Raw genomic sequence first — 12,128 nt, forward strand, 5'->3', positions numbered from 1 at the left:
TTATAAAATTTCAACGTATGAACACGGGAAGGTTATATCGGGATTGGAGCCAAAGGATAGGTATCGCGTTGGCGTGCTTGTTTCTGTGGTCATGCGACGTGATAAAGGAAGATACGGACAACTGTGGCGTGTACTTGGAATTTATCTATAATTATAATATGGAATATGTCGACTCGTTCGATCCGTGGGTCAACACGGTTGACATATTCGTGTTTGATACTGATGAGCGTTTTCTTTTTACGAAACATGCCCGGCGGGAAGAACTCGTCGGGGGAAAGCAAATGTTGCTGGCTGATAATCTACCCGTGGGACACTACAAGATCTTGACCGTGGGAGGTTTGACCAATCATTTCCGGGTATCGGATGTGCGGGGGAATGCGCTTTCCCCGGGCGAAACGATGTTAGAGGACGTGCGGATCGCTTTAGAACGGATCTCTCAGACCGTGTCTCATGAATTTTCCCCTTTGTGGATCGGGAAAACGATAGAGATTGATTATAAAGCGGATCGGGGCGTGTACCCGGTGTCTTTGGTTAAAAATACGAATCATTTTCACGTGTTACTAGCTGAAGTGGGTGGTAGTAGTGCGGGACGTGCGGACCGTCCCGCTTTTATTTTTGAAATCCTGACACCCGAGGGAGCGGTCTACGGACATGATAACGTTCCCCGGGTGCAGGAACCCGTGACTTACATGCCCTATTCCCTGATGGCGGGCGAGGGGCCGGAAGTCTTGTCAGAAGGCCACGTGAATACGGTTAGGCTACTTTACGATGAGGATTACGATTATAAACTGATCGTCTATGATACACGGACCGGATTGCGGGCATGGGATTATGATTTGATGAAACTCTTGGAGTCGAGAAAACCGATGCTGCGTCCGGACGGGAGTACGCTCCCCGTGCAGGAATTTCTCGACCGGCAAAGCGAGTGGCGTTTGGTGATCCTGTACAAAGAGGGGGAAAACCCGTCCGGTTTCGTGGCTTTGAGTATTGAGGTCAACGGGTGGATCGTTTGGCGTAATGACATAGAGGTTTGATGTATGAAAAGCAAAATGTTACATATCGTTTGGATTCTGTTCTTCTTGGTGGCCTGCATCGGGGAGCGTTCGGAGGATGGAGGGGGAGAATCTCTCGGTTCGCGGGGAAAGATCGACGTGGAAATACTCGTGCGGGGGGCCGATGAACATGATTTTGTTCGAACGGTTCGTTTTGTCGTGTTCGATGATGCTTCTGTTTCCCCGACGTTGGACATAAACGAGTTAGTAGCCTTGGGTGACGAGGAACGTGATGCAACCCGATTTAAAACCACTCTGGAAGTGAAGACGAATCCGGATAAAATGCTTGTCGTGGTAGTGAACGAACCTCAGGTCATGACGAGTGTACTGAATGCGGTCATTGCCCCGGAACAACTGGAAGAGATGCTTTTCCGGATGGATGATACCTTTAGTTTTGATCATGTGCAACCCTTGATGTCCGGGATTCCGATGTCCGGGGTGAAACGGAAAATCGTGGTGGAGGAAAACGTCACGACCAACGAGAAGATCACGATTGAACGGGCCGTGGCCCGTGTCGAACTCTGGTTGAAGAAAGCCGACGAGATTGCTTTCGCCCGGCTTTCCACGTCCATGAATTCTAGGGTACTCTTGGAGAATACTTACGGGAAGGGCTATCTGGTGACGGGGACAGAAGCCGATAAAACCCGTTTCCAGACCGGGTTAGAGATCGAGAATAATTTCGGTTATATACAAACTCCCACTTCCGGTTTCGAACACGTCATTTGGAATTACCGGGATGCAAACGTGTTGGAACTATCGGATGCCCCGCAACGGATATGTATGTTCTACACGCCGGAACGAACTTACGAGGTTGCCGATGACCGGAATAAATTGTTTTTGGATATACGAGGACTAAGTTCTCCGGAAGGGGAGAGAGGCATCCGCACCGCACTCACGGAGTTTATCCCGGAAGGGGGAAGTAGCCCGCGGGTGATTACGGAAATTCGGCGGAATAATATTTACCGGATCATCGGGACGGTGAAAGAAAAGACAGTACAATTTGAACAGGCCGTACTCCCGTGGACCGAGGTGGAACAAGGGACAATTATCGATCCCCAGTACTACTTGCGGGTAAGTCGGGACGTTCTTCATGTGGGGCGTGTGGGTGATGTTGTTTCGATTTCGGTGGAGACAAACTATAACAGGAGCGACCGGGGGTTCCCCAAGGGCGTGCGGTTGGGTGAGATTAGCTACTATGATAAAGATGATCGGCCCTTGGAAACGACTGCCGGGGGACGGGATTGGTTGGTGGTTAATATGTCCGGAACGGACGGGGATTTATCCCGGAATGCGGAGTTCATCGCAAAAGCGAGCTTGGGCAGTGTTCCCGCGGGATATTACGCTTTGGTTGAAATTAAAGCGGGAAACCTGATTAAGATCATTCGGGTTACCCGCTCATGATAAATAGCGAGTAAGATATGATGAAACGATTCAGAGGGTGTTCGAAACGGTTTAGCCTGATAATGGCCTTGCTCTTGTCGGGACTGGCGGGATGTGTACATGATAAGCTGGACGGGCCGGACCCGTCGGGGAAAGTCATGGATATAGAACTGGTTATTCCGGGATTCGAGATTCCCTTGACCCGCTCGATAGAAGGGGACAAAGGGGAAGCTGCGGTACGGGCGATAGACCTTTTATTTTTCGATCGGTCAACCCCGTCCGCTAAACTACTCCAACATCTGAGCGTGATCGATTTTAAGCAAGAACCCGCGGGTTCGGACTATAAAGTGAAATTTAGCTTGAATCTTGCCAAGGACGATCAGGTCAGCCTGATTGCGGTTGTCGTGAATGCCTCGGATGCGGTGGAACGGGCCTTGGCGGGAAGTCCGGCGGATGCCGAAAAACAAGAGCTATTAAAGGCCTTGACCTTCAGTACTTCCAAGGATAAGGATGACACGTATAAATGGAACGTGAACCCGCCGGGATATACGCCGGTTCCCATGTACGGCGAGATGGCTATGGAAGGAGTCGTGCCGGGCTATCTTGTCTCCGTCTCCTTGACCCGGATGCTGGCTCGTGTGGACGTGGAAAACAAGGTTAGCGGGGAAGTCTTCCAACTGGAGGAGATATTTCTGGTGAATTACAACACGTCCGGGTACATCGCCCCGAAATGGGACGAGACGACCGGTGTGCTTGTCCCGGACCCTTATACAGCAAACAAGAACCCGATGATTCCCGTCCCTTCGGGAAAACAGCCGGGTACGGAAGAGGCGGCGATGAAGTACGGGTACAAACAGGCCGCCAATACCCCGGGAGCCTTGATGGCGGGGAAAATTTACACCTACGAAGCTGTTAAGAACGTGGCGGCTGACCCGAAAAACGGGGTTTGTTTGGTTGTCAAGGGCAAATACAGGGGCGAGGACTATTATTACCGGGTGGACTTCACGCGGACTGCGGGAGAGGCGGCTGATGTGGCGTGTATGCCGTTGTATCGTAATCACAAGTATGTTGTTACCATAACCGATGCCGAGGGTATCGGTTACAAAACCTTTAAGGAGGCTCTTCACGCATCCGGGGTATTGTCGAACTTGAAGACATCCATTTTGATCGTGAACTTGGAGGGAATAAATCACATCGTTTATGACGGCCAATTCTTCATGGGCGTGGAACGTCGTACGCTGGACCTGCCTTACGGTATAAGTCGGCAACTTACTTACCGGGTGAGTTCCGATTACCACGGAGCATGGGAGGCGCGAGTGATTGATTCGGATGCAAACACTTGGCTCCGGCTGGCCGGGGGACAACCGGTCACGAACGGGACGGATATAAACGGGAACGGTTTGGAACTGGTGATTTCGTCCGTGTTCTCCCCGGGTAGCGGGCGTGATTACGTGACGGGGCAGATCGAGTTCACGGCGGGTCGTCTGCGGGATACCCTAACCGTGAGAAGGGTCCCGATCGCGGAGATGTTTGCCCGGAGCAATGTCGTGCTAAATTCCGGGATACTGACTTTTGCCGTGACCGCGGAGAATAACCGGGAGATTCCCGCTTGGTCGCAAGGGGTGTTTTTCAAATGGGGATCGTTGGTGGCGTTAGCTCCAGCCGGGAATCCTTATGACCCGGAGGTGCAAGCCGTTTATTACCCCTCCCACCTGAACCCCTCGGATTGGAAGGGAGGTCTGGCCGGGTGGGATAAAATCCCGTATGCTCATTCGAATTTCAACTTCTCCATGCCTTCCGCTACTGGGGAGGACGTGGATGCTTTCGAGGAATATTCCGGTAATACCGGGTTCAGTGAAAGCGCGGGCGTGGGGGATATTTGTCGCTATATTTCCAGTGGGCCGGGTGGGAAAGGATGGGTCGAGGGCAAATGGCGTTTACCAACAAATGCCGAGTTGGAACTCTTGTATGAAGAAACCGGGATAAAAACGGTGTCGATGGGTGGTTTCGTCAACCTGACTGCCGAACTGAACCGGGATGCCGGAAACTACCTGCACGGGAACTTTGATCCTGAAAGCGGTTGGTTCCTAGGGGCAAACGTGGCGGGAACAACGGCAACGTCTGACCATAGAGCGGTACCCCCGTCGGGGACGGTCTTCCTGCCTGCATCCGGGCAACGTTACCCGGATGGTAACGGGGATGTGGTACATGTCGGTGCGTACGGTTATTACTGGGCTTCTACGCCCTATCCGGTGAATGGCGGATACATCACCGATTATCTTTTCATATATAAAAGTGGGGTTGATTTTAATGCAGCCGATCGCTCGTACGCTTTTCCCGTTCGCTGTATCAAAGATTATTAATAATCACTAACACGACGAGATATGATAAAGAGACTATTCTTTTGTTTGTTTGCATGGGTAATGTGTTCCGGTCTATCAGTGCGGGCTCAGGAGGGGCTGCTCCCTTTCTTCCGGTCATTTCTGGATGGAAATTTGAATAAAATAACCTTCCCCGGTCCGAATGAACCCGGGGCTTCCGGGCGAGCGGCTGATGGGAATTATAAGCGAATAAACCGGGCGGTTTTGAACCAGTGGGGGTTGCAGTTGACAAGAGGGAAGGAAGAGATCGGGGCGTTTTACTTGCCGGAATATATTTTTTCCACGCAAGACGGGTTGTTGATTGAATTCGAGTATATCATGATGTACACGAATGCGGAAGAAATTGGCATAACTGATGGAATTTGTATGTTCCTTGTCGATGCAACCACGAACGAATATATCGGTTCGAACTTGAAATATGGAGCCGAGGGTGCGGGGTTTGGTTACACGCACCGCCGCTCCGGGCACACGGATATTAGATATGGCGTGACCTCGATCACCGGGATGAAGGGAGGTTATCTTGCCGTGGCTTTGGATCAGGGGCATTTTAAAAATTGGCGTTTCGAAAATTATGAGATGCGGAACGGGATTCCTTACGGGGATGCTGGAATTGCGAACGTACAATCGGCAACATATAATACCCGGAGTAACGTGACAATTCGGGGGGCCGCGGGAAGAGGCGAAAAGGTGATAACCACTTCGCTCAAAACTCACCGGATAGCGGAAGGTCGCTGGGGTTATCCTGTTCTCATTACTCGTCACACGGGATGGGATGAGAAGACCGGACTGGAAGATCCCAATTCCGACGGGTTGAGAAACAAGGCCGGATTTATGTTGAACACCCAGACTGGAATGTATGAACAATATGTTGTCCCAAGAATCGATAACCCCTTCTGTATTGCAGGGGGAAAGCTGTTTTATCATTCAGATGAAAGTGCTTATCGGAAAGCGATCATCGCTTTGGAACCGAACACTATCGGGGGTGGATTCCGGATCACGGTGACCATCCAACACGGAACGGAAAAGACGGTCGTGATCGAGAACTATACCTATCCTTCTTCCTTGTTATATACGGAGAATGGTATTCCTGCCCAATTTATTCCCGGGGAATACCCCACGATTACCTATTACTCGAATCCGCCACAAACCGAACTGGCCCTCAAGACTCCGGAAAAACTGGCTATAGGTTTTATGGCATCGACAGGGCAACTTACTTCCTACACGAACATCATCCGGAACCTGCGGATAACTCCCTTGTACGGTGCCAATGCGGAGGATGATATTTACAACCATCGTCGCGGTCCCGTCATCGTGCGTCCGCTGGATAACGATGTCGCCTATCGGCTTGTCGGCAACCAACCGGGTGCCAGCAAAGACAACCTTGATTTAACGAGTTTCAGGATATGGACGGACGAGAAACATTGTCTGGGAGACGGCCAATTCGAGCATGAAGAAAAGGGTGTCGGGAAATGGAAATATAACCCAGAATCGGGTGAAATGACATTTTTTCCGGCAAAAGACGTGGGTGGGGAAGCCGTTATCTGGTATGACATTAAGAGTATACACAGCCCGTACGTTGCGGAGAAATACCGCTCGTCTCTGGCGAAAATCGTGATAAATTTTACGGATGATGAAGGTTGAGTTCCCCCCTTCTCCCGGAAACGTTTGTAAAAAAGAATTGCAACGAGCTTTATTTTGTTAAATGTTTATATATGTAATTGATTTGTAGTAGTATATGTTTTCGTGCATGGAACGTAAATTATGGGTTAAAATTTGGCTTTATACTATTAACTTTATACCTTTGCCGGATTAATTTTCTTCGGGTCGTTTGTTATGGACGAGAGACATTTAGTTATTGTTTTTAACGATCGGGTGAAACTTGAAAGAAATTCAAACGTATTTGGAAATAATTAATCTATAAAGTTATGAAAACAAGAATAGAACATGATTTACTAGGCAACAAAGAGGTGCCAATGGATGCGTATTATGGCGTTCAAACTTTGAGAGCTATCGAGAACTTTGCTGGTATCAGTAATTACACGATCGGAATGTTTCCGAATTACGTGAAGGCTTTGGCCATGGTAAAATGGGCTGCCGCGAAAGCAAACTTTGAATTGGGATTGATTCCTGCTGATATTACAAATGCCATCACCGCTGCTTGCGAGGAAATCATCGATGGTAAGTTGGCTGACCAGTTCCCGGTAGATATGGTTCAAGGTGGAGCCGGAACTTCCACGAACATGAACATCAATGAGGTTGTTGCCAATCGTGCATTGGAACTGTTGGGACACCAGAAAGGTGAATACCAATATTGCCACCCGAATAATCATGTGAATCTTTCTCAATCAACGAATGACGCTTATCCTACATCATTCCACTTGGCAATTATCCTGACCAATAAAGAAGTGGTTGCTGAAATTAAATTGTTGGTTGATTCTTTTAGAAGAAAAGCAAAAGAATTCGAACACGTGTTGAAAATGGGACGTACCCAACTTCAGGATGCCGTTCCGATGACTTTGGGCCAAGAGTTCGAGGCATATGCTTACACGTTGGAAGAGAATATCGAGCGTTTGAACGAGGCCGCTAAATTATTCTTGGTAGAAAACATGGGTGCTACGGCTATCGGTACGGGTATCAACTCAGAACCGGAATACGCTGAAATCTGCGCTCGTGAACTTCGCATCATCAGTGGTGAAGAGTTTGTTTTAGCTCCGAACTTGATTGCTGCAACCCCGGATACCGGAGCTTGTGTCACTTACTCTTCAGAATTGAAACGTTTCTGCGTTCAGTTGTCTAAAGTATGTAACGACTTGCGTTTATTGTCCAGTGGCCCGAGATGCGGTTTGAACGAGATCAATTTGCCTCCGATGCAACCGGGATCTTCTATCATGCCGGGTAAAGTGAATCCGGTTATCCCGGAAGTGGTTAACCAAGTATGTTTCCGCGTGATCGGTAATGACACGACCGTGATGATGGCTGCCGAGGCTGGTCAGTTGGAATTGAACGTGATGGAGCCGGTAATCGTTTACGCTTTGTTCAACTCCATGCAGATGTTGACCAAGGTTATGGATCGTTTGAGAATTTTGTGTGTTGACGGAATTACTGCTAACGCTGACCGTTGTAAAGATATGGTGATGAACAGTATCGGTATCGTTACTGCTTTGAACCCGACTTTAGGTTACGAAAATTCATCTCGTATTGCCAAGAGAGCTTTAACGGAAAACAGAAGTGTTTATGACTTGGTTTTGGAAGAAAAATTATTGACGAAAGAGGAGCTGGATAACGTGCTTCGCCCGGAATTAATGATTGCTCCGAAAAAATTCTACAAGAAAAAATAACAAAAAGTGCTTTAGTTTCGTAACAAAAAGCGTTACCTTCGTAAAACTAATTAAATTTAAAGCATAGGTTATGAAAAAAAGTTTTAATCAAATGATTGCTGTTGTGATGATCGCAGTGTCATCAGTGGCTTTCACAGGGTGTTACGGTTCTTTCTCTTTGACTTCCAAGTTACATAACTGGAACGGACAAGTGTCTAACGCTAAATTCGTGAACGAGTTAGTATTCTTGGGATTGTGTATCCTTCCGGCATACGAGTTGTGCTGCTTGGGTGATGTTTTGATCTTCAACTCTATCGAGTTCTGGGGTGGCCAAAATCCGGTTGCCATGAAAGCTGGAGATGTGGAAGAAGGTCAGGTAATGTACGCCGGACATCCTTACCATGTAACTAAATCTTTGAATAAGATGGTCGTTGCAAGTGAAGAGACTGATGCTGTTGCTGAATTCCAATATTTCCCGGAAGAAGAATCTTGGTATTTAATGGATGGTCAGAACAAGGCTAAGTTGATGAAAAACACGAAAAAGATGATGAAAGCTGTTGTAGCGATCAACTAATTTTTTTCGGTTCAGATAATGAAAGGACGTCTTCGGGCGTCCTTTTTTTTGTGTCCTTTTGTCGCGTGATAACAGGAATCTGCTCGCTGTTTTTGTATCGGCACGTTGAAGGTAAAGGGGGAATTCGTCGCCTGTAAATGGGGACGTGAATAAAGAATACATTTATACTAACTGATAAAATTCGGATGAATACCGAATATAGTATTTTAATTAAATTGTAAACATACTTTATGAACCTTATTATATATAAGGTTCATATAAGGTTTCTATAAGGTATCTATAAGGTTCATGACGGTATTCGTCCGGAACAGATCTATTCATTATTATGAAATATGCCATTGCTTGGTCGCTGACTCCCATCGTCTTAGGCTTGTTCTGCTTGGATTGTCGGGTTGAACGGGCGGGGAACTTGGACGATTGTGAAAATAGAGGCGTAGCTGTTTTTGGGAGGTTAACTGATATATCGCCAGTTGATTTTAGTTTTGAAAAGACGTTTTACTTGGGTGGCAAAGGTTTGATTCTCTTCTTTTTGTAGGAGAGGATCGTCTTCCAGAATGAGCGTGGCAGCTTGGGCAGCCTCGTTCAGGATGCGGCCGTCTTTCCCTAGGTTGGCTACCCGCAGGTTGCAAGTTAGCCCGCTTTGTTGTGTTCCTTCGATGTCTCCCGGACCGCGTAGTTTTAAATCGACTTCGGCAATCTCAAAGCCATCATTCGTGGAGGTCATGGTCTCGATCCTTTTACGGGACTCGTTAGACAGTTTGTAGGAGGTCATCAGGATACAATACGATTGTTCGGCTCCCCGTCCGACACGCCCGCGCAGCTGGTGCAATTGGGATAGTCCGAAACGTTCGGCACTTTCAATGACCATGATAGAGGCGTTGGGAACATTTACCCCGACTTCGATCACGGTGGTTGCCACAAGAATACGGGTTTCTCCCGATACGAAACGCCTCATGTGTTCCTCTTTCTCTGTCGGTTTGAGTTTCCCGTGAACGATGTCCGCCGTGTATCCCAAGGGGGCGAAATAACTCATCACGTGTTCATAGCCCTCTTCCAAGTTCCGGTAATCCATCTTTTCCGATTCGGAGATCATGGGGTACACGATGTAGGCCTGCCTGCCGAGTTCCAGTTCTTTCTGGATGAATTTATAGACTTGCAGGCGTCTTGCCTCGAATGCATGATGTGTGGTGATAGGTTTCCGGCCGGGAGGAAGTTGGTCGATCACCGATACATCTAGATCACCGTAGAGGGTCATGGCGAGAGTCCGGGGAATGGGAGTGGCCGTCATGACCAGCATGTGTGGGGGAATCGTGTTCTTTTGCCACAGTTTAGCTCGCTGGGCAACTCCGAAACGATGCTGCTCGTCGATAACGACAAGTCCCACGTTTTTAAAATTCACCACGTCTTCCAGTAGGGCGTGTGTCCCGATCAGGATTTGCAGACGTCCGTCGGACAGGGCCTCGTGAATGATTTCCCTTTCTTTTTTCTTGGTGGAACCTGTGAGTAGGCCGACGCTAATCGGGGTATCCTTCAGAAGCCCGGATATGGTTTCGTAATGTTGGGTGGCGAGAATCTCCGTCGGGGCCATGATGGCGGCTTGGTAACCGTTGTCGAGGGCGATCAGCATACACATCACGGCGACAAGGGTTTTGCCGCTTCCCACGTCTCCCTGCAACAGGCGGTTCATTTGCTTGCCGGAACCGCAATCGGAACGGATTTCTTTAATAACCCGTTTCTGCGCGTCGGTCAAGGGAAAGGGTAGGTGATTGTGGTAGAAATCGTTGAAATAATCCCCGACCGTGGTAAAGAGATGGCCTTGGAAGGCTGCCTTGCGGTTGAATTTCAGTTTCAGTATATTGAGCTGAATGTAGAACAACTCTTCAAATTTAAGCCGGTATTGAGCCTTGCGGAGCATGTCCGGGTTTTCCGGGAAGTGGATGTTGTGCAAAGCCTCGTGCAGGTAGATCAAGTTGTGTTTTTTGATGAACCATGCCGGGAGGGTTTCTTGAATCCTGCCGTTGATAGCTTTGAAAATATTCGCTTGTATCTTGTTGATCAGCCGGGAGGTCAGGTAACTTTTTTTCATCTTCTCCGTGGTCGGGTAGATGGCCTGGAACCCCACGAGTTGCTTGGCACTCGTTTCGTACAGGTCCATTTCCGGGTGGACGATGTTCATCTTGTGGTTGAAGATGGTGGGCTTGCCGAAAATCAGGTATTCCTTGTCGGGGGCGATCTGGCTGGAGAGGTATTTGTGGCCTGTGAACCACACGAGTTCTAACTCCCCGGTCCCGTCGTAAGCCGTGGCGACCATGCGCGTCTGTTTGCCTGCACCGACGGACGTGAGGTTCGTGATTTTGGCTTTTATTTGAATATAAGGAAGGTCTGAGGTGAGCTCTCGGATCGTATAGACACGGGTCCGGTCGATGTATTTGTAGGGGATGTAATAGAGCATATCCTCGTAGCTTTGGATGCCCATTTCCTGCTCCAGCAACGAGGCTCTTTTCTCTCCAACACCCGGTACGAATTTTATGTTCAGTCCTGCCAGTTCCAAAATACAAGTTTTCGATGGTTCATTTCTCGAACGAAAGTAAAAAAAATAGATGACTTTAGTTGAGCATATCAGGAATAAATTTTAATTTCGTGGAATAAATAATTTGGACAGACAGTTTACCGGGAGATGTATGATTATTTAAAACAACGATTTAAACATGCCGTTCGTTTTCGACATAAAAGGGGATACGGGGTACATTCCCCGTTCGTTTTTGATTTGATCACGAATGTAATAAAGGAAAAAGCGGTGTATTACGATTTCGAGCGGATTGAATCGAAGGGGCATATCCGGGAGAAAGAGCGGAAATTGTATCGTTTGCTCTTCCGGTTGGCAGAATATTTTTCTTACCGGAACGTGCTGTGTGTCGGGGTGCGGTCGCCGTGGGCTTCCATGTACCTGGCGGCTGTTTCGAAACAGATGGTGTTGTTGAACGGGGGACGTGCATGTCCGGGAGCCGAATATACGGAACAGGTGAAACCGGGAGATTTGAAAGGTCGCGAGATCGATATGGTTTTCTTGGGGAGAGCGTTCGAGGAGGATTGGGATGAAACTTGGGAAGAGGTTTTGCGAGTGCGCAGGCGAGGCCCGCTATGCATCGTGATTAAAGATATTTACAAGGGACGCTTCAATTCTTTGGCATGGAGACAATTGAGGCAGGAGGGAACGGTTTCGATCGACATGATGTGGTATGGGATCGTGTTCTTTGACGCGAGATTGCAGAAGGGAAAGTATAATGTAATAATTTAGAATTTAGAATGTAGAATTTAGAATGGAAAAAACTACCCCCTCTAGCTCCCCCTTGCACAGGGGGAGAAACAGACGCGAGAGGGCGCTGCAATGATTCAATGTAGCGTATCCTCCCCCTTGGAAAGG

The 12,128-nt window shown here is 48.2% G+C and carries 8 protein-coding genes; 7 read left to right on the top strand and 1 reads right to left on the bottom strand.

Annotated features, from left to right (window positions below):
• The first annotated feature begins 17 nt into the window (after window positions 1–17).
• The 6 genes from QVC79_RS07665 (at window position 18) to QVC79_RS07690 (ending at window position 8,704) form a co-directional block, all read left to right on the top strand.
• Entirely contained in the window at window positions 18–1,034 is a 1,017-nt protein-coding gene (locus QVC79_RS07665) for a FimB/Mfa2 family fimbrial subunit (protein ID WP_270592361.1), read from the top strand.
• A 3-nt stretch (window positions 1,035–1,037) separates the two neighbouring features.
• Window positions 1,038–2,453, top strand: coding sequence for a hypothetical protein (locus tag QVC79_RS07670; RefSeq protein WP_124315750.1), 1,416 nt, complete (start codon window positions 1,038–1,040; stop codon window positions 2,451–2,453).
• Window positions 2,454–2,470: 17 nt separating this feature from the next.
• Entirely contained in the window at window positions 2,471–4,795 is a 2,325-nt protein-coding gene (locus tag QVC79_RS07675; protein ID WP_270592364.1) for a fibrobacter succinogenes major paralogous domain-containing protein, read from the top strand.
• A gap of 21 nt (window positions 4,796–4,816) precedes the next feature.
• Window positions 4,817–6,454: an L-type lectin family protein gene (locus QVC79_RS07680; RefSeq protein WP_270592365.1), complete on the top strand. Its 1,638-nt coding sequence runs from the start codon at window positions 4,817–4,819 to the stop codon at window positions 6,452–6,454.
• A gap of 284 nt (window positions 6,455–6,738) precedes the next feature.
• A complete protein-coding gene (gene aspA, locus QVC79_RS07685) occupies window positions 6,739–8,151 on the top strand; it encodes an aspartate ammonia-lyase (RefSeq protein ID WP_124315747.1) in 1,413 nt (470 codons plus the stop codon).
• 70 nt (window positions 8,152–8,221) lie between these two features.
• A complete protein-coding gene (locus tag QVC79_RS07690) occupies window positions 8,222–8,704 on the top strand; it encodes a DUF3332 domain-containing protein (protein ID WP_124315746.1) in 483 nt (160 codons plus the stop codon).
• Window positions 8,705–9,155: 451 nt separating this feature from the next.
• On the opposite strand, the gene recG is transcribed toward QVC79_RS07690, so the two are convergent.
• A complete protein-coding gene (gene recG, locus QVC79_RS07695; protein ID WP_270593378.1) occupies window positions 9,156–11,258 on the bottom strand; it encodes an ATP-dependent DNA helicase RecG in 2,103 nt (700 codons plus the stop codon).
• Between the two features lie 123 nt (window positions 11,259–11,381).
• Here recG and QVC79_RS07700 point away from each other — a divergent pair, with 123 nt between their 5' ends.
• On the top strand, window positions 11,382–12,002 hold the full coding sequence (locus tag QVC79_RS07700; RefSeq protein WP_270592370.1) for a hypothetical protein: 621 nt from the start codon (window positions 11,382–11,384) through the stop codon (window positions 12,000–12,002).
• Window positions 12,003–12,128 lie beyond the last annotated feature (126 nt).

Source organism: Butyricimonas sp., assembly GCF_019423355.1.
In the GTDB taxonomy this organism is placed as follows: domain Bacteria; phylum Bacteroidota; class Bacteroidia; order Bacteroidales; family Marinifilaceae; genus Butyricimonas; species Butyricimonas faecihominis.

What these genes read in the sequence shown, in the direction of transcription:
- QVC79_RS07665 (WP_270592361.1), top strand. Translation starts at nt 18, where the DNA reads ATGAACACGGGAAGGTTATATCGGGATTGGAGCCAAAGGATAGGTATC.
- QVC79_RS07670 (WP_124315750.1), top strand. Translation starts at nt 1,038, where the DNA reads ATGAAAAGCAAAATGTTACATATCGTTTGGATTCTGTTCTTCTTGGTG.
- QVC79_RS07675 (WP_270592364.1), top strand. Translation starts at nt 2,471, where the DNA reads ATGATGAAACGATTCAGAGGGTGTTCGAAACGGTTTAGCCTGATAATG.
- QVC79_RS07680 (WP_270592365.1), top strand. Translation starts at nt 4,817, where the DNA reads ATGATAAAGAGACTATTCTTTTGTTTGTTTGCATGGGTAATGTGTTCC.
- aspA (WP_124315747.1), top strand. Translation starts at nt 6,739, where the DNA reads ATGAAAACAAGAATAGAACATGATTTACTAGGCAACAAAGAGGTGCCA.
- QVC79_RS07690 (WP_124315746.1), top strand. Translation starts at nt 8,222, where the DNA reads ATGAAAAAAAGTTTTAATCAAATGATTGCTGTTGTGATGATCGCAGTG.
- QVC79_RS07700 (WP_270592370.1), top strand. Translation starts at nt 11,382, where the DNA reads ATGTATGATTATTTAAAACAACGATTTAAACATGCCGTTCGTTTTCGA.